Source organism: Pseudomonas sp. C7.1 (genome assembly GCF_056312395.1).
In genome coordinates, this window is record NZ_JBWDTL010000002.1 from 218,357 (window position 1) to 242,644 (window position 24,288).

The following is a 24,288-nucleotide window of genomic DNA, read 5'->3' on the forward strand; positions in this document are numbered from 1 at the left end:
TCGCGAAACCTTGAACAGGTTCTTACCGATGGCCCGATACCGTTTGGCCGGCTCTACCTTGTTTTGGATGGCCTGAGCTAGAGGATAGTTCGGAATCAGCGGGGTCAAGGGGCGCGCAACGATAACAGGATATTGCCGTTGGTCGGGAGAGGCCGGCAGGCCGCTGCTGGTGCGGCCTGGGCCTTGAAAAATTTATTCTTCGGGTGCGTGTGCAGTGTCGTCGGGGAAGGTGGCGCGCCACTGCTCGAAACCACCGTCGAGGCTGTAGACATCACTGAAACCCTGGCCGACCAGGTAAGCCGCCGCACTCTGGCTAGAGTTGCCGTGATAGCAGGCGACAATCAGCGGCGCGTCGAGATCGGCCTGAGTGATAAAGGCGTGCAGCGAGTGGTTGTCGAGGTGCTGTGAGCCGCTGATATGGCCGGCGGCGAAGCTCTGCGAGTCGCGGATATCGACCACCACTGCCCCTTGCTGACGGAGGGCCTGAGCCTGCTCGGGGGGGATGCGTTTGAATTCGCTCATGCTTGCTCCTTACAGTCGCAGCTGTATTTCTCGCCGCTATCGATATTCATCAGGGTCATGCTCGCGCCCCACACGCAGCCGGTATCCAGGGCTATCACGTCGGGCTCAGTGGATTGTCCTTCGAGGGCGGCCCAGTGGCCGAAGATGATCCGCTGGCCGCGAGTTTTGCGCTGCTTGTAGCTGAACCAGGGCGCATAGCCCGGTGGCGCGCTGCCGACGCCTTCCTTGCTTTTCAGGTCGAGGGTGCCGTCGGCTTTGCAGAAGCGCATGCGGGTGAAGTAGTTGGTGATCACCCGCAAACGGGCTACGCCGTGCAGGTCGCCGTCCCACTTGGCGGGCTCGTTGCCATACATGCCGTCGAGAAACAGCGGCATGCGTGCGTCGTCACGCAGGGCTGATTCCACTTCGGCGGCGCGCTTGAGCGCTTTATCCATGCTCCACTGCGGCGGGATGCCAGCATGCACCAAGGCGGTAGTGCGGGCTTCATCGTAATGCAGGAGTTTTTGCCGGCGCAGCCAGTCGAGCAGGTCGGCAGCGTCCGGCGCGTCGATGATCTCGCGCAGGGTATCGCCTTTTTTTAACCGCTCGATATTGTGCGCCACTGCTAGCAGGTGCAGGTCGTGATTGCCCAGCACGCAGGTCAGCGCATCGCGGATGTTGTAGAGAAAGCGCAAGGTGGCCAGGGACTCGGGGCCGCGATTGACCAGATCACCGACCAGCCACAGCTTGTCCCGCGCAGGGTCAAAGGCCACGTGCTCAAGCAGGCATTGCAGAGGCTTCAGGCAACCTTGTAGGTCGCCGACGGCGTACACCGCCATCAGTGCAGTGATCCGGGAACGGCCAGGCGGAAGGGCGCGATCAGGGCGTCAAAGCGTTTACCGTCTTCGGCAAGCATCTGATAGCTGCCCTGCATGATGCCGACGCGGGTGGTCATCACTGTACCGCTGCTGTAGGTGTGGCTGGCGCCCGCTTCAATCAGCGGTTGTTGGCCGATCACGCCGGCACCGCGCACTTCCTGCACGCGGCCATCGCCGTCGGTGATCACCCAATGCCGCGAGAGCAGTTTGGCCGGCAGTTCGCCCTTGTTGCTCACCGTGACGGTGTAGGCGAAGGCAAAGCGGTTTTGCTCCGGCTGCGATTGCTCCGGCAGGTAGCGGGTGACGACGCTGACGTCGATGTTGTAGCGCGAATCGCTCATGCGTAATTAGCTCGGTAGGCGGAAAACCAGTCTAGTCGCTGTCAGTCGACGTTGGGTTGTTCGGCCAGTTTGTCGGCCAGGCGTACAAACGCCGCCAGGTCCAGTTGTTCAGGGCGCAGGCTGCCATCGACGCCGGCGGCTTCGATTGCCGCTGCGGGCAGTAAGTTCTTCAAGGTATTGCGCAGTGTCTTGCGCCGTTGATTGAAGGCTTCACGTACCACGCGCTCAAGCAGGTGATGGTCCTTGGCCGGATGCGGCAGCACCTCGTGCGGTACCAGGCGGACGATGGCCGAGTCGACTTTGGGCGGCGGGTTGAACGCGCCGGGGCCAACATTGAACAGATGCTCCACGCGGCAGTGGTACTGCACCATGATCGACAGGCGACCCCAATCGCCACCGCCGGGCTCGGCGGCCAGCCGCTCGACCACTTCCTTCTGCAGCATAAAGTGCATGTCGCGAATCAGCGCGGCATTGCTCAGCAGGTGGAAGATCAGCGGCGTGGAGATGTTGTACGGCAGGTTGCCGACCACGCGCAGGTTGTTTGGCGCGGCCTGCAGCTGGTTGAAATCGAACTTGAGCGCATCGCCCTGGTTCAGGCGAAAGCGCGGGTTATCGCCGAACTGGTGTTGCAGGATGGGTATCAGGTCACGGTCGAGTTCAATCACGTCGAGCTGCGCGCCGCTGTCCAGTAGGCCTTCGGTGAGTGCACCCTGGCCTGGGCCGATTTCCAGCATGTGCTCGCCTTCGCGGGCGTGGATGGCGCGCAGAATGCGGTGGATCACCCCGGCGTCATGCAGGAAGTTCTGGCCGAAGCGCTTGCGCGCGCGGTGTTGATAGTCGGACATGCAGCAGCTCCAGTCTTCAAAGCATCGGCTTGAAGCGAATGTAACGCGGGTAGAAAGCCCGGCAGTTTAACAGCATTGGCGGCGTGCGCCCCGTGCCGGGCGTGGCAGTCAGCGGCTTTTCACCTGGCTGGCGGCCATTTCATAGGCGGTTTGCAGGGCCACCTGTAGGCTGCCACTGTCGATTTTGCCGCTGCCGGCCAGGTCCAGCGCGGTGCCGTGGTCGACCGAGGTGCGGATGATTGGCAGGCCCAGGGTGATGTTCACCGCTGCGCCAAAGCCCTTGTACTTGAGCACCGGCAAGCCCTGGTCGTGGTACATGGCCAGCACCGCATCGCAGTGGTCGAGGTGCTTGGGGGTGAACAGGGTGTCGGCTGGCAGCGGGCCGATCAGGTTGATGCCTTCGCGGCGCAACTGCTGCAGTGCTGGCTCGATTACCTCTATTTCTTCCATGCCCAGGTGGCCGCCTTCGCCGGCATGCGGGTTGAGGCCACAGACCAGGATGCGCGGCTGGGCGATGCCGAATTTTGTGCGCAGATCATGGTCGAGAATACGTGTAACCCTGCTCAGCCGCTCAGGGGTGATGGCGGCGGCTACATCCTTAAGCGGTAAGTGCGTAGTGACAAGTGCGACGCGCAGGCCGTGGGTGGCGAGCATCATCACCACTTGCTCGGTATGCGTCAGCTCGGCGAGAAACTCGGTGTGTCCGGAGAAGGCAATTCCGCCTTCGTTGATCACGCCCTTGTGCACGGGGGCGGTAATCATCCCTGCAAAGTTGCCGTCGAGGCAGCCCTGGCCAGCGCGGGTCAGGGTTTCTAGCACATAGTGCGCGTTGCTCGTGTTCAGTTGGCCGGGTGTTACGACTGCGGCGAGTGGCGTGTCCCAAACATACAGGCTGCCTGCCGCTGCTGCCTGGCTTGGCCAGCTGTCAGGGGTAACGCTGATTAGTTGAATGTTTAGCCCCAGCAGTCGGGCGCGCTCGGCCAGCAGGTCGCGGCTGGCGATGGCAATCAGGGCGTGCGGCTGGGCTTCACGCGCCAGCAGCAGGCACAGGTCGGGGCCTATGCCGGCGGGTTCTCCGGGGGTGAGTGCAAAAAGGCGTGGCGTGGTCATCGGCGGGCTCTCGTTAGCGATGCGCCAACTCTGTTGCGGTGGCTGCGGTTAGTAAAGGGGCGAGCGGTTTGCAGGCGAAAAAAAGCCCGGCTCTGCATGTGCATAAAGCCGGGCTTGATCAGTCGCGCGGGTTACCTGTCAGAGTTTGCTCTCGACGTAGGCTTCGTCGCGGATCTGGCGCAGCCAGGACTGCAGTTCTTCATCGTACTTGCGGTTACGCAGCACGGTCATGGCCTGCTGCTCGCGGTACTGCGCGCTGCTGTCAGTGGCGCGGCGGCCCATGACTTCCAGCACATGCCAGCCGTAAGGGCTCTTGAAGGGTTTGGACAGCTCGCCAGCTGGCGTGTTGTTCATCACTTCGCGGAACTCTGGCACCAGTACATTCGGGTCGATCCAGCTCAGGGTGCCGCCGTTCAGCGCAGAGCCTGGGTCTTCAGAGAAGTTCTTCGCCAGCTCACTGAAATCTTCGCCGGCCAGAATGCGCTGGTACAGGCGTTCGACCAGGCGCTTGGTTTCGTCTTCGCTGCGGATTTCGCTAGGCTTGATCAGGATGTGACGAACATTCACTTCGTCACGCACCTGGCTGTCACCACCGCGCTTTTCCAACAGCTTGAGCATGATAAAGCCGCCGGGCGTGCGCATTGGTTCAGTCACCTGGCCAACCGACATCGCACTAAGCATGCTGTCGAAGGGCGGAGGCAGTTGTCCGGCTTTACGCCAGCCCATTTCGCCGCCTTCCAGCGCGGTTTCACTGGCCGAGCGAGCTATAGCCAGCTGGGCGAAGTCAGCACCTTGCTGCAGTTGCTGGTACAAATCGCGCGCCTGACGGTCAGCAGCCTGAATGTCTTGAGGGGAAGCACCTTCGGGTACTGGGATCAGGATGTTGGCCAGGCGGAATTCTTCCGACAGCTGCATCTTGCCCATGTCCGAGGCCAGGAAGTTCTGCACTTCCTGATCGGTGACTTGAATGCGCTCCGCCACGCGGCGTTGGCGCACGCGGCTGATGATCATTTCGCGGCGCACTTGGTCACGCGCATCGGTGTACGACAGGCCGTCTTTCGCCAGCGCGTCGCGGAACTGCTCGATGCTCATGCCGTTGCGCTGGGCAATGGTGCCGATGGCCTGGTTCAGCTCTTCGTCGGTAATCCGAATGCCCGAACGTTCAGCAATCTGCAGCTGGATGTTCTCGATGATCAGGCGCTCAAGCACTTGTTGGCTCAGCACATGCTCAGGCGGCAGGGCTGCACCGCGCTGGGTGATGGTTTGCTGCACTTCACGCAAGCGTGAGTCGAGCTGGCTTTGCATCACCACATCGTTATCGACAATCGCTACAACGCGGTTGAGTGGTTGTACCTCGGCATGCGCCGCAGTACCCAGAAACAGCGCGCCCAACAGCAGGGGGCGCACGCAATCAGAAAGCTTGATCTTCACGTTCACGATAACCTTGAATGCCTTGGTCGAGGAAAGTCTCAACTTTATTACCGACTACACCGCCCAGACCCTTGAGTACGATCTGTAGGAAGATGCCGCGATCTGCCTGGTCGTTCAGCGATGGGTTCAGGCTGACTTCGTCGTAGTCGATCCAGTAACGATTGATCAGGCGCAGTTTCCAGCAGCAACTGTCGTACTCGAAGCCACCAAAGGCTTCCAGAGTGCGGTCGCGGCCGTAGTCATACTGCCAGCGCGAAATCACACTCCACTGCGGCACGATTGGCCAGATAACCGAGAAGTCATGCTGGCTGACCTTGTAGTAGTCCTTGATGTAGTTCTGACTACCGGGCTTGCCGTAGTCGCCACCACCCACAACCCAGTCACCGCTGTCTTGGTCGTAACGAATTGTGTCATTGCGGTAGCGGTAGCCCGCATTGACCACCTTGTTCGGGTTGTCTTCTGGCTGGTAGTGGAACATCGCGCTACCCGAGCGGGTGCGGTGAGTGTCCGGGTCCCAGTTGAAGTCCGAGCTGAAGCGCCAGTCACGATTAAAGCGATAGAGGTATTCAAGCGCGTAAGGTGAGACGTTGGAGGTGTAGTCGCTACGATCCCTGAGTCGGGTCGTATTCGGTAGGCCTCTGTAGGAGTCAGGCATGGTGACCTGACGGTCTTCAAAATAGAAGGCCTGACCGATGCTAAAGCGCTGACGCTCAAAGCCATTCGGTTCGATCCAGCGGTTGGTTACCCCGAGCGAAAGTTTGTTTTCGTCGCCGATACGATCCTTGCCGGAGAAGCGGTTCTCCCGGAACAGCGAGGAGTAGCTGAAGGTGCTTTCGCCAGTGTCGAACACGGGTATATCGGTCTGGTCTTCCTCGGGTACATAGAGGTAGAACAGGCGCGGCTCTAGCGTCTGGCGGTAGTTCTTACCGAACCACTGGGTATCGCGGTCGAAGTACAGACCGCTGTCCAGACTGAACATACCTACGCCACGGTTTTGGCTACTGCTGTAGCTCTGCTCTGCGAGCAGGCTGTCTTGGCCGCGCTGATCCAGGTCCAGGTCGTAGTTGGTTTGCAGGTACTTGACCTTGGGCGTGATAAAGCCCCAGCTCCAGTTAAGCGGCAGGCTGACCGAGGGCTCGACATGCATACGCGTGCCATTGGCACGGGCCATGCCACGCAGGTTGTTGTCGTACCAGGGGCTTGTATTGCCATCTTCGTCAGAGAACAGGCCTGAGCGCAGGTCGCGGTCGAAGCGCACTAGTTCGGTACCGTAGGCGAAGTTCAGGCCGCCCGGCTGGAACGGCAGTTTACCGTCGAGGGTGATCTGTGGCAGGCGGTTATACGGGGTGATATCGGTGATGTTCGCCAGCTCGTATGCATGTGCATTCAAGCGTGCGGTATAGCTGTCGCCACGGTAGGTTAACGTGCCGCGCTGATTGACATAACTGGTGGAGCCGACGCCCAGATCGGTGTTCAGGTCCTGAAAATAATACGGATCGCTGATATCCGTGTAGTCCACTTCAGCCAATAAGCGCGAGGTCAAGCCGGTCTTGTGTTGCCAGCTGTACATCCAGCGCTGATCTTCATACTCGGACATCAGCTTGCGGTCATCATTGCTGTCGTCTAGATATGCCGCGCCGAACTGGCCTTCGCTGTTCTTGGTCAGGTAGCGGAATTCGCCTTCCATCAGCAAGCCGCGATCGGCCATATAGGTCGGGTACAACGTGGCATCGTAGTTCGGCGCCAGGTTGAAATAGTAAGGCGTTTGCAGGGTCAGGCCGTTATCGCTTGAGCTGCCGATGCTTGGCGGCAGGAAGCCGGACTGGCGGCGATCATCAATCGGGAAGTAGATATAAGGTGTGTAGAACACCGGAATATTCTTCACCCGCAAGGTGACGTTGGTCGCGGTGCCGAAACCGGTGGCCGGGTTCAGGGTGATGTTGTTGCCCTTCAGGTGCCAGGCGTTGCTGCCCGGTTCACAGCTGGTATAGGTGCCGTCTTTTAGGCGGATAATCGCGCTTTCTTCACGCTTGGCGTAGAGCGCATTACCGCGAATATGGCTCTTGTGCAGCACATATTCGGCGTTCTCGACCTTGGCTTCACCGTTATCCAGTTGCAGCTCGGCGCGGTCACCCACCACCAGCATGCCCTGATCACGCAGGCGCACATTGCCAATCAGTTCGCCACGGTTTTCCGCCTGACGTAGGTTGGCTTCATCCGCTTCGACCTGCATGCCAGCTTGGCGCAGGACTACATCACCGGCGAGGGTGGCGACTTGCTCTTCCTGCTCATAGCGCGAGGCTTTGGCCGATACGAACATCGGCGCCTCGTTCATCGGCGTCTTGTCGTCCATGCCCGGACGCGTCGGCTCTATATAAGCGCCTGCGCAGTAGGGGCCAGCCTCAGCAAGCTGGGCGGCGCTGAGATTTTCTCTCGGCACCCAGTCCAGGTGGCTGTAGTCGGCGCTGCGCGAGGCGAGGCCTTTGCCACGGCTCTCAGTCACCAGGGTCGCCTGCGCGGCTTTATCCTGGCGTGATTCGGTAGCGCTTTCACCAGCTTTGTTGCTGGCGAACGAATCACGTTGTACTGGCCGTGCTGGCAGTGCAGCATTGCTGGTCTTCGGGGCGCATGCCCAGCCGCCAGTGGCGGAAACCTGGCAATCGTACTGCTCAGCAGCGATAGCAAAAGGAACGGCTAAAGGTTGTAGCGCCAGAAGGCTGCCAGTGACCAGTAGAGGGAATTTTGTACGAAACGCGGGGTATTTTACTGCCATCTTATTTTTTCCGGGCTTCCTGCGCGCCATTGGCCCTGAGGCCGCACGCCTCTCGATGGGCTTGAAAAGATGCTGGATAATAAAGCATGACCCGCGCAACGGCTAGCGCCGTCGGAGACCTTGTAATGCCTGATGAAGATGTACGCTTAAAACTTCTCGAAAACTGGCTGGATCAGCAGCTGCCTGGGCTGTTTGCCGAGCAGGGTTGGGGCGCTGTACCGGCCGCCACGCATACCTCTGCCAGCAGTGATGCCAGTTTTCGGCGTTATTTTCGCTGGCAAGGGGCTGGCCGCACTCTGATCGTGATGGATGCACCGCCGCCGCAGGAAGACTGCGCGCCCTTCGTCAAAGTGGCGCATTTGCTCGCTGAAGCGCGGCTCAATGTGCCGCAGATTCTTGCCGCCGACCTTGAGCGAGGCTTTTTATTGCTCAACGATTTAGGCCGGCAGACCTATCTGGATGTGATCAGCGAAGACAACGCCGACGCGCTGTTTGCCGATGCGCTACAGGCGCTGTTGGCTTTTCAGCAACTGCCGATGACCACGCCATTGCCCAGCTACGATGACGCACTGCTGCGTCGTGAGCTGCAGCTATTCCCTGAGTGGTATGTGCGGCGTCACTTGGGTATCGAGTTCAGCGAGCAGCAACAAGCCCTGTGGCAGCGCGCCAGTCAGCGGTTGATCGACAGCGCCCTGGCGCAGCCCAAGGTGCTGGTGCACCGTGACTATATGCCGCGCAATTTGATGCTCAGTGAGCCGAACCCAGGCGTGCTGGATTTTCAGGATGCGGTTTATGGTCCGGTGACCTATGACGTCACCTGCCTATTCAAGGACGCCTTCCTCAGTTGGCCTGAGGCGCGTGTACGCAGCTGGCTGGAGCAGTATTGGCAGCAGGCGCGTGAGGCGGGTGTGCCGGTGCAGCCGGTATTGGAGGAATTCTTGCGTGCCAGCGACTTGATGGGCGTGCAACGCCACCTCAAGGTGATCGGCATCTTCGCGCGCATTTGCCATCGTGACGGCAAACCCAAATACCTGGGTGATGTGCCACGGTTCTTCTCTTATATAGAAGCGGTATTGGCGCGGCGGCCGGAACTGGCCGAGTTGGCTGAATTGCTCGGCAGCCTGCCGCAGGAGCCTGTATGAAGGCGATGATTCTGGCCGCCGGCAAAGGTGAGCGGCTGCGCCCGCTGACCCTGCATACCCCCAAACCCTTGGTGCGTGCGGCCGGCGTGCCCTTGATTGAATATCACGTGCGCGCGTTGGCGGCGGCCGGGTTTACCGAACTGGTGATCAATCATGCCTGGCTAGGCCAGCAGATTGAGGATTACCTGGGCGATGGCTCGCGTTTCGGCGTCAGCATTGCCTATTCCGCTGAAGGTGAGCCATTGGAAACCGGCGGCGGGATCTTCCAGGCCCTGCCTTTGCTGGGCGATCAGCCCTTTGTGTTGATCAATGGCGATATCTTCACCGACTACCCCTTTGCCGAGCTGCGCCGTTCGTTATCCGGCCTGGCGCATTTGGTGCTGATTGAAAACCCTGGCCATCACGTCAAGGGCGACTTCTGTTTGCGGGAGGGGCAGGTCACGGATGCGCAAGCGGGGCAGGACAGTCTGACCTACAGCGGCATGGCGGTGTTATCGCCTGTCCTGTTCACTGGTTGTCAGCCAGGCGTGTTCTCACTTGCGCCGTTATTGCGCGCGGCCATGGCGGCTGGGCAGGTTACGGGTGAGCGCTTTGAAGGTTGCTGGGTGGATGTCGGCACCCATGAGCGCCTGGCTCAGGTCGAGTATTTGCTTGAGGCTCGCGGCTAAGATGCTCTGGCCGGCGACCCTGCTGGGGGCTGTTACGGGGCTGGCGGTGGCCAGTATTCCGGGCGCCATGCTCGGCGGGCTGCTGGGTCAGGTGCTGGATCGGCGCTTGCGCCTGCAGTCCTGGGCAGCCTTGCGTGAACGCCTGGGTGGCCGCGCCGAGGTGCGTGATGAGTGGCTGCTATTCGTGCTCTTAGGCCGTTTGGCCAAGAGCGGCGGCCGCGTGCTGCCGGCGCATATCCAGCAGGCGCAGGCAGAAATGCAGCGCCTGGGGCTGGATGTTGAGGGGCAGCGTCAGGCGATAGCGGCTTTTGCTCGGGGTAAGACCGGGCGCGACAGTTTGCGTGCGCCGTTGCACCGACAGCGTGAGCGCAGTGAAACGCTACTGCGCGCCTGCTGGCGGATGGCTTGGGTGGATGGTCAGGTCGGGCAGGCGGAGCGTGAGCTGATCATGCTCTGGGGCAAGTGGCTGCAGGTTTCGTCGGCTACCCAGGCGAAGTTGAGTGACACCTATGCGCCGCAGCAAGGGCCACTGGTTTCGACGGCCAGCAACGCCTATCAGCGAGCCCTGAATCTGTTGAATGTAAATGCCGATGCCGAGCCTGCGCAGATCAAACAGGCCTATCGGCGTTTATTGAGTCGCCATCATCCGGACAAGCTGGCGGGCAGCGGTGCCTCGCCGGAGCGTATGCGCGAGGCGACTGAACGCACCCGTGAACTGCACCAGGCTTATGATCTGATTCGCCAGCGCCACGGCTTTCGTTAGGCTTATTTCGCCTGCAACTTCAGCGTCAGCCAGCCACGAATGCGGCGGTAGAGCTGCTCTTGTTCGGCTTCGCGGTTGCCCGGCAGGGCCTTCATGGCGATCTGTATATAGGTGGGGTGCTTCTGCCGCTTGCTGGCTTGCGAGCGTTTGAGCGCGGCCTGCCGATCGGCGACCAGGTCCTTGTAGTAGAAGTCGCCGGTGGCCAACTGTAGTTGCGGAATTAGCTCATCGAGTGGCGGTGTGTAACCAGCGGGCAATTGTGCCGCTACCAGCAACAAATTCTGGATCGTGGCGGGTTTGCGTTCGGCCAGGTAGCGCGCGGCCCAGTAAGCGCCGGTGCCATGGCCGAGGAGCACGATGGTCTTGGCTTGCTGCTGCTCGGCAAAGCCAATGGTCGACTCGATGCGTGCCAACACCCGTTCGGCATGGGCTTTCTGTTGTTCTTCGATGGTTTTCACTTTGCTCGCCGCCGTTTCGGCGCTGTCGAGCTGGCTATTGCGGGTTTGTGTGGCGGCTTCATCTGTCGTGGGGGTGTTCTCGGCACCCTCAGGGGGTGCCTGCGTGGTGTCGGTTGCCGTTTCATCTGTTGCTGTAGTCACAGGCTCGGCGCTGCGCAGTGGCGGCGCATCGCTGTTGGGGTCGGGCAGGGTCAGGCTGAGGCTGTGCCAGCCCGCGTTGGGCAGCTTGCTGCGCAAGGGGCCGACGCTTAGCGGCCAATCGGCCGTTTCATCGTCGCCCGGCAGGATAATCACCACCCCGCTGGGCTCTCCGACGTTGGCCGGCAGCCAGAGCGCAAGAAAACGTTCATCGCCCGCCTGCAGTTGCTGCTGTTCCTTTTGTTCCAGCTGCTGTTCCAGCGCCGTGGCTTCCACCTCGCTACGTTCGGCTAAGGGCACGCGCACTTCTTCTGCCGGTGCGGTTGAGCTATCGGTGGTCGCGGGTGCTTCTGCTGCAGGCGTTTCTTCTTCCGCCAGCAGTGGGCTGGTTGCGAGCAGCAGGCTCAGGGCAAGGGCGGCGGGGCGCGAAAACATGGGGCTCTCCAGCGGGCATCGGGTTTCAGCAGCCTAGCCTTTTCCGCACGACTTTGTCAGGTGTCGTCACGCGCGCCAGGCCTTGGGCCGGGCTGGTACAATGCGCGCCACCGTGACCCAAGCCCATAGAGGTGCGTTATGCAACCCTTCGCCATTGCTCCGTCGATTCTTTCCGCTGACTTCGCTCGCCTGGGTGAGGAAGTGGATAAGGTGCTCGCTGCCGGCGCTGACATCGTGCATTTCGATGTGATGGACAACCACTATGTGCCGAACCTGACGATTGGCCCGATGGTGTGTACGGCGCTACGCAAATACGGCATCACCGCGCCCATCGACGTGCACCTGATGGTCAGCCCGGTGGATCGCATCATTGGTGATTTCCTCGAGGCGGGTGCCAGTTACATCACCTTCCATCCTGAGGCCACCCTGCACATCGACCGCTCCCTGCAGCTGATCAAGGATGGCGGCGCCAAGTGCGGCCTGGTGTTCAACCCGGCGACATCGCTGGAAGCGCTGAAGCACGTGATGGACAAGGTCGATATGATCCTGCTGATGAGCGTTAACCCAGGGTTTGGCGGGCAGAAGTTTATTCCCCACACCCTGGAAAAGCTCAAAGAAGCCCGTGCGCTGATCGACGCATCCGGCCGTGAAATCCGTTTGGAAATCGATGGTGGCGTGAACGTGCAGAACATCCGCGAAATCGCTGCCGCTGGCGCCGACACCTTTGTCGCGGGCTCGGCGATCTTCAATCAGCCGGACTACAAGGCCGTGATCGACGCCATGCGCGCCGAGCTGGCTCAGGCCCGCAGGTGAGCCTGCTACGTGAGTTGTTCCAGGGCGAGTTGCCGCGACTGGTGATGTTCGACCTGGACGGCACGCTGGTGGATTCGGTGCCAGATCTGGCCGCCGCCATCGACAAGACCCTGCTGCTGCTCGGCCTGCCTGCAGCGGGCATAGAGCAGGTGCGTGATTGGGTCGGCAATGGCGCGCGGGTACTGGTGCGCCGTGCCCTGGCGGGTGGCCTGCAGCATGAGCATATAGATGAGGCCCGCACCGAGCAGGCGCTGGAGCTGTTTATGCAGCACTACGCCGAAAACCACGCGCTGACCCAAGTCTACCCCGGCGTGCAAGCCACTCTGGATTGGCTGCGTGAGCAGCAAGTCGAGCTGGCGATTGTGACCAACAAACCCGAGCGCTTTGTCGCGCCGCTGCTGGATGAGAAGGGCCTGGGGGGCTATTTTCGCTGGATTATCGGTGGCGATACCTTGCCCCAGCAGAAGCCCGACCCGGCGGCATTGCTGCATGTGCTGCAGTTGGCGCGGGTGGATGCGGCGCGGGCGCTGTTTGTCGGCGACTCGCGCAATGATGTGCTGGCGGCCAAGGCGGCTGGCATCATCTGCGCAGCCCTGAACTACGGCTACAACCATGGTCGGCCGATTGCCGAGGAGAATCCGGAGCGAGTGCTGGATAATCTGTGCGAGCTATTGCCGGTAACCGCGTAGCGGGGCCTTGCGGGTTGATTCGGCCCCGGCCCTGCGCTAGTGTGGCCGAACTTCATCCCGCCTGAATTAAGAGAGCTTCGTGGTGGTTATCTGCACGCGCCGGTCGACACGCACCGACATGAAAATCATCAAGGCCCTGGCCCGTTGGCGCTGGCGCCTCTGACCTGATCTTGGCCGCCTAAGCGGCACGCTTGCACACGACCGAATTACCTCAAGCCACGAGGCTGCTCATGACCCGCGAAGAATTTCTGCGTTTAGCCGCTGCCGGCTATAACCGCATTCCTGTTGCCTGTGAAACCCTGGTGGATTTCGACACTCCGCTGTCCATCTACCTGAAGCTGGCCGATGAGGCCAACACCTACTTGCTGGAGTCCGTTCAGGGCGGCGAGAAATGGGGGCGTTACTCCATTATCGGCCTGCCGGCCCGTACCGTGCTGCGCGCCTATGGGCACGAGGTAACGATCAGCGTCGATGGCGTCGAGGTTGAGCGTCACCACTGTGAAGACCCGCTGGCCTTTGTCGAGCAGTTCCAGGCGCGCTACAAGGTGCCGACTCTGGCCGGCCTACCGCGCTTTAACGGCGGCCTGGTTGGCTACTTCGGCTATGACAGCGTGCGTTATGTCGAGCCCAAGCTGGCCAAGGGCGTCAATCCCGACTCGCTGGGTACCCCCGATATCCTGCTGATGGTCTCCGATGCCGTGGTGGTGTTCGACAACCTGGCGGGCAAGATGCACGCCATCGTCCTCGCCGATCCGGCCCAGGCCGATGCGCTGGAGCAGGGCCAGGCGCGCCTGCAGGAGATCCTGCACAAGCTGCGTCAGCCGATTATCCCGCGCCTGGGCGTGGACCTGGCCGCACCGGCGGGAGCCGAGCCTGACTTCGTCTCCAGCTTTAAGCGGGATGACTACGAAAATGCGGTCAAGGCGATCAAGGAATACATCCTCGCCGGTGACTGCATGCAGGTGGTGATCTCCCAGCGCATGTCGATCCCGTTCAAGGCCGCGCCGATTGATCTGTATCGTGCCCTGCGCTGTATCAACCCGACGCCTTATATGTATTTCTTCAACTTTGGCGACTTCCATGTGGTCGGCAGCTCGCCGGAAGTGCTGGTGCGTCTGGAAGATGGTCTGGTGACGGTGCGGCCGATTGCCGGCACCCGCCCGCGCGGCGCCAGCGAGGAGGCCGATCTGGCCCTGGAAGAGGATCTGCTCTCGGACGCCAAGGAAGTCGCCGAGCACCTGATGCTGATCGACCTGGGCCGCAACGACGTCGGCCGGGTGGCCAGCACTGGTAGCGTCAAACTCACCGAGAAGATGGTGATCGAGCGCTATTCCAACGTCATGCATATCGTCTCCAACGTCACCGGCCAGTTGAAGGAAGGCCTGACGGCGATGGACGCCCTGCGCGCCATCCTGCCGGCGGGCACCCTGTCTGGCGCACCGAAGATTCGCGCCATGGAAATTATCGATGAGCTGGAGCCGGTCAAGCGCGGCGTCTATGGCGGTGCGGTGGGTTACCTGGCCTGGAACGGCAATATGGACACCGCCATCGCCATCCGCACTGCGGTGATCAAAGATGGCGAACTGCATGTGCAGGCCGGTGCCGGCATCGTTGCCGACTCGGTGCCGGCCCTGGAATGGGAAGAAACCCTGAACAAGCGTCGCGCCATGTTCCGCGCCGTCGCCCTCGCCGAACAGACTGCCGAATAAGGGGTTGCGCCATGCTTTTAATGATCGATAACTACGACTCCTTTACCTACAACGTGGTGCAGTACCTAGGCGAACTGGGCGCTGACGTGCACGTAATCCGCAACGACGAACTGTCGATTGCCGAGATCGAAGCGCTGCAGCCCGAGCGCATAGTGGTCTCGCCTGGCCCCTGCACGCCGACCGAGGCGGGGGTGTCCATCGAGGCGATTATGCATTTCGCCGGTAAGCTGCCGATCCTTGGCGTGTGTCTGGGCCACCAGAGCATCGGCCAGGCTTTTGGTGGTGATGTAGTGCGCGCCCGTGAGGTGATGCACGGCAAGACCAGCCCGGTATTTCACCAGGATCTGGGTGTGTTCGCAGGGTTGAATAACCCGCTGACCGTGACCCGCTACCATTCCCTGGTGGTCAAGCGCGAAACCCTGCCCGACTGCCTGGAAATCACTGCCTGGACCCAACTGGAAAACGGCGAAGTGGACGAAATTATGGGCCTGCGCCACAAGACCCTGCATATCGAGGGCGTACAGTTCCACCCTGAGTCAATCCTCACCGAGCAGGGCCATGAATTGTTTGCCAACTTCCTCAAGCAACAAGGAGGCCTGCGTCCATGAATATCAAGGAAGCCCTCAATCGGGTGGTCAGCCAGCTCGATCTGTCGACCGAAGAAATGCAGGACGTGATGCGCGAGATCATGACCGGGCAGTGCACGGACGCGCAGATCGGCGCCTTCCTGATGGGCATGCGCATGAAAAGCGAGACCATCGATGAAATCGTCGGTGCGGTCTCGGTGATGCGTGAGCTGGCCAGCCATGTGCACCTGCAGACCCTCGATCATGTGGTGGATGTGGTCGGCACCGGTGGCGATGGCGCGAATATCTTTAACGTGTCGACGGCGGCGAGCTTTGTCGTTGCGGCCGCCGGTGGCAAGGTGGCCAAGCACGGTAACCGCGCGGTATCCGGCAAAAGCGGCAGTGCGGATCTGTTGGAAACTGCTGGGGTTTACCTGAATTTGCAGCCGGAGCAGGTGGCGCGCTGCATCGACAGTGTTGGCGTCGGCTTTATGTTCGCTCAGGTGCATCATTCGGCGATGAAGTACGCCGCCGTACCACGCCGTGAGCTTGGCCTGCGCACCATCTTCAATATGCTCGGCCCGTTGACCAATCCGGCTGGGGTCAAGCATCAGGTGGTGGGTGTGTTCAGCCAAGCGCTGTGCCGGCCCCTGGCCGAGGTGCTCAAGCGCCTGGGCAGCCGGCACATTCTGGTGGTGCATTCACGCGATGGTCTGGATGAGTTCAGCCTGGCGGCTGCGACCCATGTGGCAGAGCTGAAGGATGGGCAGATAACCGAGTATGACGTGCTACCGGAAGACCTCGGGCTGAAGAGTCAGACGCTGGTTGGCTTGGCGGTAGATAGCTCCGAAGCCTCGCTGGCGCTGATCCGTGATGCCCTGACCAAGCGTAAGACCGAAGCCGGGCAGAAGGCCGCAGATATGATTGTGCTGAATGCCGGCGCGGCGCTTTATGCGGCGGACCTGGCTGCTAGTCTTAAAGAGGGCGTGCAGCTGGCCCACGATGCCTTGCACACCGGCCTTGCTTGGGAGAAGTTGCAGGAGTTGGTGTCCTTTACCGCCGTATTCAAAGAGGAGAATGCCGGGTGAGTATTCCAACCGTTCTGGAGAAAATCCTCGCGCGCAAGGCTGAGGAAGTGGCAGCGCGTCGCGCCATCCACAGCCTGGCCGAGGTTGAGCAGCAAGCCCGCAATGCCGATCCGGTGCGCGGCTTCGCTCAGGCCCTGATCACCCAGGCTAAGCGTAAGCAGCCGGCGGTGATTGCCGAGATCAAGAAGGCTTCGCCGAGCAAGGGCGTGCTACGCGAGAACTTCGTGCCGGCGGACATTGCCCAGAGCTACCAGAATGGCGGAGCCACCTGTCTGTCGATACTGACGGATGTCGACTTCTTCCAGGGTGCTGATCACTATCTACAAGAAGCCCGTGCGGCCTGCTCGCTACCGGTGATCCGCAAGGACTTTATGATCGATCCCTATCAGATCATTGAAGCCCGTGCCCTGGGTGCCGATTGTGTGCTGCTGATCGTTTCGGCGCTGGAAGATGCGCAGATGGCTGAGCTGGCGGCGACCGCCAAGGCGTTCGATCTCGATGTGCTGGTGGAAGTACACGACGAAGGCGAGCTGGAGCGTGCACTGAAAACCCTGGATACACCACTGCTAGGCATCAACAACCGCAACCTGCACACCTTCGAGCTGAATCTGGAAACCACCCTCGACCTGCTGCCGCGCATTCCCCGTGATCGCCTGGTAGTGACCGAGAGTGGCATCCTTAATCGCGCCGATGTTGAGCTGATGGAAATCAGTGAGGTGTATGCCTTCTTGGTAGGGGAGGCATTTATGCGTGCCGACAATCCAGGGGCTGAGCTGGAGCGGCTGTTCTTTCCGGGGCGTAAGCGGGTGATTAGCTCGCCAGATGTGGATTGAAACTGCCAGCACAAAAAAGCCGACGCATGCGTCGGCTTTTTTACGTCTGCTACATGCGGCTTAGCGCGTACCGAACACCACCATGGTCTTGCCTTTGACGTTGACCAGACCTTGTTCTTCCAGGGCCTTGAGCACGCGACCGACCATCTCGCGGGAGCAGCCGACGATGCGGCCGATCTCCTGGCGAGTGATCTTGATCTGCATGCCGTCAGGATGGGTCATGGCGTCGGGTTGCTTGCACAGGTCGAGCAGGGTGCGGGCGACGCGGCCGGTGACATCGAGGAAAGCCAGGTCGCCAACCTTGCGCGTGGTATTGCGCAGGCGTTCGGCCATCTGGCTGCCTAGGGCGTAGAGAATGTCCGGGTCCTGCTGCGTGAGTTCGCGGAACTTGGCGTAGCTCAGTTCGGCCACTTCGCACTCGGTCTTGGCGCGCACCCAAGCGCTACGTTCTTTCTCGGTGCCGTCCTTTTCGAACAGGCCCATTTCCCCGAAAAAATCGCCGGAGTTGAGGTAAGCGATGATCATTTCACGACCATCATCGTCTTCGATCAGGATAGTGACTGACCCTTTGACGATGAGGAACAGCGTTTCGCAGCGATCGCCCGCATAGATGATGGTGCTTTTTGCGGTGTAGCGACGGCGGTGGCAATGCGCGAGAAGCTTGTCGAGATTTTTTATTTTAGGTGTGAGGGTAATAGCTACCATGCCCGAATCCCGAATTTATAAAGGTGAGCCGTTGTGCGGCTGAAGTTCTAATAATAGTTATCCGTACAAGTGTGCCAGTAATTAGCTATCAGCTTAACCACCAGTCTAAGACTAGGTGCTGTTTTGCGACCTGGCTAACACTCAGCGACGAGCTTTTGGCTCTCTTGGCACCCAAACAGGTTGTAACCGGTGCTGTGCTAAGCTGCCTTCCTTTTTAACAGCGGAGCCTGAGTAATGAAAGCGCGTATTCAGTGGGCCGGCGAAGCCCTGTTTATCGGTGAGTCAGGCAGCGGCCATGCCGTGGTAATGGACGGCCCGCCGGAGAGCGGTGGACGCAACCTGGGTGTGCGCCCGATGGAGATGGTGCTGATCGGCTTGGGCGGTTGCAGCAACTTCGATGTGGTCAGCATCCTGAAAAAATCCCGCCAGGCGGTGGAGAGCTGTGAAGCCTTTCTGGAAGCCGAGCGCGCCACGGAAGAACCCAAAGTGTTCACCAAGATCCACCTGCATTTTGTGGTCAAGGGTCGTGGTTTGAAGGAGGCTCAGGTTAAACGTGCGGTTGAGCTCTCGGCTGAGAAGTACTGCTCAGCCTCGATCATGCTCGGTCGTGGTGGCGTTGAGATCACCCACAGCTACGAGATTATCGAGCTGGGTGAGTAAACCACTGTAGGTATCCCGTGATAGGAAGAAGGGCACTGCGGTGCCCTTTTCTGTGCCGCTGATTCAGCTTTAAACGCGGTAGGTGCTGCTGGTCATTACCTTGGCCAGCAAGCTCATGCCGAATTTCACCGGTGCCGGGAAGCGCAGGCCACCGGCATCCAGGGCGTTGCAGGCATGCTGTTCTTCATCGACGCGCATCTGTTCGAGAATCGCGCGGGATTTATGGTCTTCCAGTGGAATCTGCTGCAGGTGTTCATCGAGGTGTTTGACCACCTGATCTTCGGTGGCGGCAACAAAGCCCAGGCTGACCTTGTCGCTGATCAGCCCGGCGGCTGCGCCGACACCGAAGGACAAGCCGTAGAACAGCGGATTGAGGATGCTCGGCTGGCTGCCCAGTTGGCGGATACGCTGCTCACACCAGGCTAGATGGTCGATTTCCTCGTCGGCAGCATGCTCCATGGCCTTGCGCACCTGTGGCAGCTTGGCGGTCAGGGCCTGGCCCTGGTACAGCGCCTGGGCGCAGACCTCGCCGGTGTGGTTGATACGCATCAGGCCGGCAACATGCTGGGCCTGCTGTTCGTCCAGCTCGGCTTCCGGCTGCACGATAGCCGGTGATGGCCGGCTTGGTTGGCCGCTGAAGGGCAGCAGGGTGCGCAGCGCGGCATCGGCTTGCAGCAGCAGGCGATCAACAGGTGAGAAGTGACGTTCGCTGGCCATAGGGACCTCCGGCGATGAGTATGGCAATTAGTTTACTCCACGCGCGGGAGAAGGTCTGTTGACGTTTCGTCGCAGCCTTGCCGCGCGTCGGCCTCAGGGCAGCTCGCGCAGCACACGGAAACCCAGGGCATAGTCCTTGTGCTGCGGCTGCTTCATGTCGCGCTGGCTGCTACGCAGGTAGCTCGGGCCGCTGTTCCAGGCGCCGCCGCGCACCGCTCGCGGGCTTTTGTCGAGCAGGCTGGCCGCCTGTTGCTCGCTCCCATCGAAGGGGCTGGCGAAGCGTGACGCGGTCCATTCCCAGACATTGCCGGCAGTGTCATACAGGCCGAAGGCGTTGGCGGCGAACTGGCCGACGCGCTCGGTCTTGCTCTGTATCAAGCGCGAGGTGGCGCAGCCACGGCAATGGGCACGCGGACGGGTTTCCGGGCTGTCGAGCTGCTCGCTCCACCAGTAATAGCTGGTGCTGCCCGCGCGCGCGGCGTACTCCCACTCGGCTTCGGTGGGCAGTCGATAGCGCTGCCCGGTGACCTTGGACAGCCATTGGCTGTAGGCCACGGCCTGGTGCCAGGACACATGGATCACCGGGCGCTGCGCCGACAGTCCCCAGCCTTCGTTATTTGGCATCGGCGTGGCAGTGGCCTCGGCATACTGCTGCCAGTCGCTGAACGTCACCTCATAACGACCGATGGCAAATGGCTGAGCGATCTCGATGGGCGTCAGGGGGCGTTCGTTGTGATTGCCACGGCCGCTGTGATCGCCCAGCAGATAGCGCCCGGCCGGCACTACAACCAGCTGCGGCCCTTGCTGGCCTTTGGGTAAGGCATCGTTGAACAGGCTGCCAGGCGCATGCGCGTGCGCAGGGGTGCCAATCAGTAGGGCGAGCACGGTCAGTGCGCTGAGTAATGAGCGATTCAACCCGGTGGCCATGCCATCTGCCGCTGACCCATCACGTGCATATGGATGTGGTGCACCGTCTGGCCGCCCAGGTCATTGCAGTTCATCACCACGCGAAAGCCTTCCTCACAGCCTTGCTCCTGGGCCAGGCGCTGGGCGGTAAAGAGGATATGCCCAGCCAGCGGCACGTCCGCTTCGCTCAGCTCATTGAGGGTGCTGATGTGTTTTTTCGGGATAACCAGAAAGTGCACGGGTGCCTGCGGGCCGATATCGTGAAAGGCAATCACCTGATCATCTTCATAAAGCTTGCGCGCCGGTATTTCACCAGCGACGATCTTGCAAAATAGACAGTCCATGGACAGTCTCCCGGCCGGTATTTAAAGAGGCCCGAGTTTAGTGGACAAGGAGCGTGGGTGAAAAACGATATTCATGATCTGGGCTTGGTACTGGATTCCAAGACCAAGCTGGTGTTGATCGAGTCCTGGGATGAACTGCGGGTGCTGGAAACCCTGACCAGCCTGGCGGTGCGCCGCAGCCTTGGCTTGCAGCTGTGGTCGGTCACTGAGGGCTTGCAGCGGGTAGGTTTTTCCATTCAGGAACCCGTCGACAGCACCACCCTGGAGCCGGAAACCGCCCTGCGCCTGATCAAGGCTGACACGCAGCCAACGCTGTATGTGATGTGCGATCTGCATCCGTTTCTTGAGGACAACCCCAAGCTGGTGCGCCTGCTCAAGGAAATCGCCATGAGCGAGCAGCCCAGCAAGCCGACGCTGGTGCTGGTCTCCCACGCCTGCAAACTGCCGCCGGAAGTGCAGCGTTATGCCTCGCGCTTCAGCCTGGCGTTGCCCTCTGAGGAAGAACTGTTGGCCATTGTGCGTGATGAGGCCACCGGCTGGAGCGCACGCAACCGCAATGCCCGGGTGCGCACCGATAACCGCACCCTGCAGCAAGTGGTGAAGAACCTGCGCGGCCTCAGCCATGCCGAGGCGCGTGCGCTGGCGCGCAATGTGATCTGTGATGACGGCGCGATTACCCAGGAAGACATACCGGAGCTGAACAAGACCAAATTCCAGCTGCTCGATCTCGATGGTGTACTGAGTTTCGAGTACGACACCGCGCGTTTCGCCGAGGTCGGTGGGCTGAGCAACCTCAAGCGCTGGCTGGGTGACCGGCAGAGTATCTTTCTTGACGGCAAAGGCGTCGATCTGCCCAAGGGCGTGCTGCTGGTCGGTGTACAGGGCGGCGGCAAGAGTCTGGCCGCCAAGGCTATCGCCGGTCTGTGGGGCTTGCCTTTGCTACGGCTGGACTTTGCCTGCCTGTACAACAAGTTCTTCGGCGAGACCGAGCGCAATCTACGCGAAGCCTTAAAGCTGGCCGAGCAGATGGCGCCTTGTGTGCTGTGGATGGATGAGATCGAAAAGGGCCTGGCCAGCGGCGATCACGATGGTGGCGTGAGTCAGAGGGTGCTAGGCACTCTGCTGACCTGGATGGCCGAGCGCAAGGCGCCGGTCTTTATGGTGGCCACGGCTAACGTGATTTCACGGCTGCCACCGGAGCTGGTGCGCAAAGGGCGTTTCGATGAGCTGTTCTTTGTCGATCTGCCTGATGCGGCGGTGCGGGCCGAAATCTTCCGTATTCACCTGGCACGGCGCGAGCTGGAGGTGACAGGTTTTGACCTGACGCAACTGGCGGCGGCTTGTGAAGGGTTTTCCGGCGCGGAAATCGAACAGGCGGTGGTCAGTGCACTGTATGCCGCGCAAGCCCAGCAGCAAGCGGTCAATCAGGCATTGCTGCTGCAGAGCATCCAGGGCACTGCGCCGCTATCGGTGGTGATGGCCGAAGACCTGGCCGCACTGCGCGCCTGGGCAGATGGGCGCACGGTCAACGCCGGTTAGTTGGGTTTGCCGAATTGGCGATTGAGCCGTGCGGAAAAATGCGCTGCGGGTTGGCTACAGGCCTGCGCCGGCATAACCCATATAGGCAGGCAGAGCGATGGCCGCAACAATACCGATGACGATGATGGCGATCCACGACAGCGCCAGAACTTTCACCGCCGTGCTGTTCGGCGGCGGCGGCGGGCCAAAGCGGTTGGCAGCGGTGCTGCCGGGGATGATAAACATCAGCAGGGAGAACACCCCGCCGACAATCGGCACTAGGGTGACCAGCAATAGCCAGCCAGACCAGCCGATGTCATGCAGACGTTGCACGCCGAACATGACGCCAACCACCGCCACGGCGATACCCACTACCACCATCAGCAGACCGCCAAGAATCTCCGAGGCGGCGAAGAAACCGCCGGCGATGCCGAATAAAGGCAAGCAGGCCAGCATCAGCACCATCGACCAGGCCAGGTAGCGCAAACGACCGATTCGCCCGTTAGTGGTAAAGGCTTTTAGCTCACCGAATTCCGGCAGGGCTTCTGCTACGGCTGCTTTGGGTGTGGCGTAGGGGGTGGCTGCTGCGCTGACCACTTCAGGTGGGTTTTCCGCGAGCATGGCCTGGCGGGCGATAAATTTCTCGATAACAACGCCGCAGGCCGAGCATTCAATGGCTTTAGTTTGCTGGTGGCCGCACTTGGGGCAGGTCATCGGTACGTTGCTGGCTGGTTCGCTATCAGGCACGCGGTGATCGTCGGTTTCCACCAGGCTCATGCTGGCTGCCAGGTCCTGTTCCTTGCGCACTTTGGCGCCGGCGTTTTGCAGCGCTTTGAGGTACTGGTCCGCTTCGTTTTCGCTAAGGTCGCGCTTGATATCGACGGGTCTGCCGATAAACAGCGAATTGATCCGGGTCAGGTCGCTTTTGAACAGGCGGGCGAGATTTTCTTTAGCGGTTTCCAGGGTGGCGTCGGGCATTAACTCGCCGTTGAACACAATCTTGAAGCGGGCTTGGGTCATGTCGGCGTCCTTGTCGGTGCCAGAATGGAATTGCGCTACAGACTAGCCGGCCTGCAGGCCAGTAAACAAGCTGCCTGCACGCAAATGTGCGGGGCCTAGAGGTGGGTCACGCTCTGCTGGCGGCCCAGCTGCCGACCAAATGGCCGTTGCGCAGAAGGACGAGCTGGGTGAACCGCTCGAACAGGCCTGACAAAGGCTGCGAGTGCAGTAGCACCCTGTTATCGGCCTGTAAGTCTGTGCCGGCTGAGCCGAGCAAACTGCGTCGCGTTATCGTGCCCAGCGTTGTTGCAGCTGCAGGCTGTGCGTGAGAGCGGCGCGGTATTCGCTGTCGAGGCGGGTGATCAGTTGCTCGACGCTGGGCAGGTCGCGGATAGTGCCGACGCCCTGGCCGGCCGACCATACGGTTTTCCAGGCCTTGGCTTCTTCATCCATCGGCTTGAGCTTCTCGCCGTAATTGACCTCGCCTTTGTTCTGCAGCTGCTTGAGGTCGTAACCGGCCAGCTCCAGGCTCTGGCGCATAAAGCTTGCCGGCACGCCGGAGACCGCCGGGGTGTGGATGATGTCGGCGGCTTTGGCGTCGAGAATCATCTGTTTATAGGCAGCGGAGGCGGCGTTTTCCTGGGTGGCGATCAGGCGGGTGCCGAGGTAGGCAAGGTCGGCACCGAGCAGTTGCGCGGCCAGTACTTCGTGGCCTTGGTTAAGGCAGCCGGCCAGCAGCAGGGTCTTGTCGAAGAACTGGCGGATTTCGGCGATCAGCGCAAACGGGCTCCAGGTGCCGGCATGTCCTCCGGCGCCGGCGGCCACTGCGATGAGGCCGTCGACGCCGGCTTCTGCGGCTTTTTCGGCGTGTCGGCGGGTGGTTACGTCGTGGAACACCAGGCCGCCGTAGCTGTGCACGGCATCGACCACTTCCTTTACCGCGCCGAGGCTGGTGATGACGATAGGTACGCGCTGCTCGACGCAGATCGCCAGGTCCGCCTGCAGGCGCGGGTTGCTGCCGTGCACGATCAGATTGACCGCATAGGGCGCGGCGGTGCTGACCAGGCCGGCTTCGACCTCTTGCAGCCAGTCCTTGAAGCCGCTGCTGTCGCGCTGGTTAAGCGCCGGGAAGCTGCCGACGATGCCGTTGTTGCAGCAGGCCAGTACCAGTTGCGGGTTGGACACCAGAAACATCGGCGCCGCGACGACGGGCAGGCGCAGGCGTTGTTCGAGCAGGGCTGGCAGCGACATGCAGTAA

The 24,288-nt window shown here is 60.8% G+C and carries 25 protein-coding genes; 11 read left to right on the plus strand and 14 right to left on the minus strand.

The window, feature by feature from the left end; all coding sequences use genetic code 11:
* Nucleotides 1-192: 192 nt before the first annotated feature.
* From glpE to AC0T4W_RS02185, 7 genes are all read right to left on the minus strand, one after another.
* Entirely contained in the window at nucleotides 193-522 is a 330-nt protein-coding gene (glpE, locus tag AC0T4W_RS02155) for a thiosulfate sulfurtransferase GlpE (protein WP_476315554.1), read from the minus strand.
* Nucleotides 519-1,340, minus strand: coding sequence for a symmetrical bis(5'-nucleosyl)-tetraphosphatase (locus AC0T4W_RS02160; protein WP_476315557.1), 822 nt, complete (start codon nucleotides 1,338-1,340; stop codon nucleotides 519-521). The genes glpE and AC0T4W_RS02160 overlap by 4 nt, the downstream gene beginning before the upstream one ends.
* Nucleotides 1,340-1,720, minus strand: a complete 381-nt coding sequence (gene apaG / locus AC0T4W_RS02165; protein WP_476315559.1) for a Co2+/Mg2+ efflux protein ApaG — start codon at nucleotides 1,718-1,720, stop codon at nucleotides 1,340-1,342. The genes AC0T4W_RS02160 and apaG overlap by 1 nt, the downstream gene beginning before the upstream one ends.
* A 41-nt stretch (nucleotides 1,721-1,761) precedes the next feature.
* A complete protein-coding gene (gene rsmA, locus AC0T4W_RS02170; RefSeq protein ID WP_476315562.1) occupies nucleotides 1,762-2,565 on the minus strand; it encodes a 16S rRNA (adenine(1518)-N(6)/adenine(1519)-N(6))-dimethyltransferase RsmA in 804 nt (267 codons plus the stop codon).
* Between the two features lie 108 nt (nucleotides 2,566-2,673).
* Entirely contained in the window at nucleotides 2,674-3,675 is a 1,002-nt protein-coding gene (pdxA, locus tag AC0T4W_RS02175) for a 4-hydroxythreonine-4-phosphate dehydrogenase PdxA (protein WP_476315565.1), read from the minus strand.
* Nucleotides 3,676-3,813: 138 nt separating this feature from the next.
* Nucleotides 3,814-5,106: a peptidylprolyl isomerase gene (locus tag AC0T4W_RS02180; protein WP_476315568.1), complete on the minus strand. Its 1,293-nt coding sequence runs from the start codon at nucleotides 5,104-5,106 to the stop codon at nucleotides 3,814-3,816.
* Nucleotides 5,087-7,879 (minus strand): LPS-assembly protein LptD, encoded by a 2,793-nt coding sequence (locus AC0T4W_RS02185; protein WP_476315571.1) that lies wholly within the window; start codon nucleotides 7,877-7,879, stop codon nucleotides 5,087-5,089. The genes AC0T4W_RS02180 and AC0T4W_RS02185 overlap by 20 nt, the downstream gene beginning before the upstream one ends.
* Before the next feature lie 125 nt (nucleotides 7,880-8,004).
* On the opposite strand from AC0T4W_RS02185, the gene AC0T4W_RS02190 reads away from it, so the two are divergent.
* From AC0T4W_RS02190 to AC0T4W_RS02200, 3 genes are read left to right on the plus strand one after another with little or no spacing between them, the layout of a single operon-like run.
* Entirely contained in the window at nucleotides 8,005-9,021 is a 1,017-nt protein-coding gene (locus AC0T4W_RS02190; protein ID WP_476315574.1) for an aminoglycoside phosphotransferase family protein, read from the plus strand.
* Nucleotides 9,018-9,689 carry an N-acetylmuramate alpha-1-phosphate uridylyltransferase MurU gene (gene murU, locus AC0T4W_RS02195; RefSeq protein ID WP_476315577.1) on the plus strand — a complete coding sequence of 224 codons (672 nt, stop codon included), beginning with the start codon at nucleotides 9,018-9,020 and terminating at the stop codon, nucleotides 9,687-9,689. The genes AC0T4W_RS02190 and murU overlap by 4 nt, the downstream gene beginning before the upstream one ends.
* Before the next feature lies 1 nt (nucleotide 9,690).
* Nucleotides 9,691-10,452 (plus strand): DnaJ domain-containing protein, encoded by a 762-nt coding sequence (locus AC0T4W_RS02200; protein ID WP_476315580.1) that lies wholly within the window; start codon nucleotides 9,691-9,693, stop codon nucleotides 10,450-10,452.
* A gap of 2 nt (nucleotides 10,453-10,454) precedes the next feature.
* On the opposite strand, the gene AC0T4W_RS02205 is transcribed toward AC0T4W_RS02200, so the two are convergent.
* Nucleotides 10,455-11,483 (minus strand): alpha/beta hydrolase family protein, encoded by a 1,029-nt coding sequence (locus AC0T4W_RS02205; protein WP_476315583.1) that lies wholly within the window; start codon nucleotides 11,481-11,483, stop codon nucleotides 10,455-10,457.
* 138 nt (nucleotides 11,484-11,621) lie between these two features.
* Between AC0T4W_RS02205 and rpe the strand changes: the two genes are divergently transcribed.
* From rpe to trpC, 6 genes are all read left to right on the plus strand, one after another.
* Nucleotides 11,622-12,296, plus strand: coding sequence for a ribulose-phosphate 3-epimerase (gene rpe, locus AC0T4W_RS02210; protein WP_476315586.1), 675 nt, complete (start codon nucleotides 11,622-11,624; stop codon nucleotides 12,294-12,296).
* 44 nt (nucleotides 12,297-12,340) lie between these two features.
* A complete protein-coding gene (locus AC0T4W_RS02215; RefSeq protein WP_476316062.1) occupies nucleotides 12,341-12,985 on the plus strand; it encodes a phosphoglycolate phosphatase in 645 nt (214 codons plus the stop codon).
* A 230-nt stretch (nucleotides 12,986-13,215) separates the two neighbouring features.
* A complete protein-coding gene (trpE, locus tag AC0T4W_RS02220) occupies nucleotides 13,216-14,694 on the plus strand; it encodes an anthranilate synthase component I (RefSeq protein ID WP_476315589.1) in 1,479 nt (492 codons plus the stop codon).
* Nucleotides 14,695-14,705: 11 nt separating this feature from the next.
* Nucleotides 14,706-15,302: an aminodeoxychorismate/anthranilate synthase component II gene (locus tag AC0T4W_RS02225; protein ID WP_476315592.1), complete on the plus strand. Its 597-nt coding sequence runs from the start codon at nucleotides 14,706-14,708 to the stop codon at nucleotides 15,300-15,302.
* A complete protein-coding gene (gene trpD / locus AC0T4W_RS02230) occupies nucleotides 15,299-16,348 on the plus strand; it encodes an anthranilate phosphoribosyltransferase (protein ID WP_476315595.1) in 1,050 nt (349 codons plus the stop codon). The genes AC0T4W_RS02225 and trpD overlap by 4 nt, the downstream gene beginning before the upstream one ends.
* Nucleotides 16,345-17,181, plus strand: coding sequence for an indole-3-glycerol phosphate synthase TrpC (gene trpC / locus AC0T4W_RS02235; protein WP_476315598.1), 837 nt, complete (start codon nucleotides 16,345-16,347; stop codon nucleotides 17,179-17,181). The genes trpD and trpC overlap by 4 nt, the downstream gene beginning before the upstream one ends.
* A 60-nt stretch (nucleotides 17,182-17,241) precedes the next feature.
* Here the strand turns inward: trpC and crp are convergent, their stop codons facing one another.
* On the minus strand, nucleotides 17,242-17,886 hold the full coding sequence (gene crp / locus AC0T4W_RS02240) for a cAMP-activated global transcriptional regulator CRP (protein ID WP_476315601.1): 645 nt from the start codon (nucleotides 17,884-17,886) through the stop codon (nucleotides 17,242-17,244).
* Nucleotides 17,887-18,120: 234 nt separating this feature from the next.
* On the opposite strand from crp, the gene AC0T4W_RS02245 reads away from it, so the two are divergent.
* Nucleotides 18,121-18,546: an OsmC family protein gene (locus tag AC0T4W_RS02245; protein WP_476315604.1), complete on the plus strand. Its 426-nt coding sequence runs from the start codon at nucleotides 18,121-18,123 to the stop codon at nucleotides 18,544-18,546.
* Nucleotides 18,547-18,615: 69 nt separating this feature from the next.
* Here AC0T4W_RS02245 and coq7 read toward each other — a convergent pair whose 3' ends face one another.
* The 3 genes from coq7 to AC0T4W_RS02260 form a co-directional block, all read right to left on the minus strand.
* A complete protein-coding gene (coq7, locus tag AC0T4W_RS02250; protein WP_476315607.1) occupies nucleotides 18,616-19,263 on the minus strand; it encodes a 2-polyprenyl-3-methyl-6-methoxy-1,4-benzoquinone monooxygenase in 648 nt (215 codons plus the stop codon).
* 93 nt (nucleotides 19,264-19,356) lie between these two features.
* On the minus strand, nucleotides 19,357-20,190 hold the full coding sequence (locus AC0T4W_RS02255) for a formylglycine-generating enzyme family protein (protein WP_476315610.1): 834 nt from the start codon (nucleotides 20,188-20,190) through the stop codon (nucleotides 19,357-19,359).
* Nucleotides 20,175-20,513, minus strand: coding sequence for a histidine triad nucleotide-binding protein (locus AC0T4W_RS02260; RefSeq protein WP_476315613.1), 339 nt, complete (start codon nucleotides 20,511-20,513; stop codon nucleotides 20,175-20,177). Before AC0T4W_RS02260 ends, AC0T4W_RS02255 begins: the two co-directional genes overlap by 16 nt.
* A gap of 57 nt (nucleotides 20,514-20,570) precedes the next feature.
* On the opposite strand from AC0T4W_RS02260, the gene AC0T4W_RS02265 reads away from it, so the two are divergent.
* On the plus strand, nucleotides 20,571-22,052 hold the full coding sequence (locus AC0T4W_RS02265; protein WP_476315616.1) for an AAA family ATPase: 1,482 nt from the start codon (nucleotides 20,571-20,573) through the stop codon (nucleotides 22,050-22,052).
* Nucleotides 22,053-22,106: 54 nt separating this feature from the next.
* Here the strand turns inward: AC0T4W_RS02265 and AC0T4W_RS02270 are convergent, their stop codons facing one another.
* Nucleotides 22,107-23,051 carry a DUF805 domain-containing protein gene (locus tag AC0T4W_RS02270; protein WP_476315619.1) on the minus strand — a complete coding sequence of 315 codons (945 nt, stop codon included), beginning with the start codon at nucleotides 23,049-23,051 and terminating at the stop codon, nucleotides 22,107-22,109.
* Nucleotides 23,052-23,318: 267 nt separating this feature from the next.
* Nucleotides 23,319-24,281, minus strand: a complete 963-nt coding sequence (locus AC0T4W_RS02275; protein ID WP_476315622.1) for an NAD(P)H-dependent flavin oxidoreductase — start codon at nucleotides 24,279-24,281, stop codon at nucleotides 23,319-23,321.
* Between the last annotated feature and the right edge of the window lie 7 nt (nucleotides 24,282-24,288).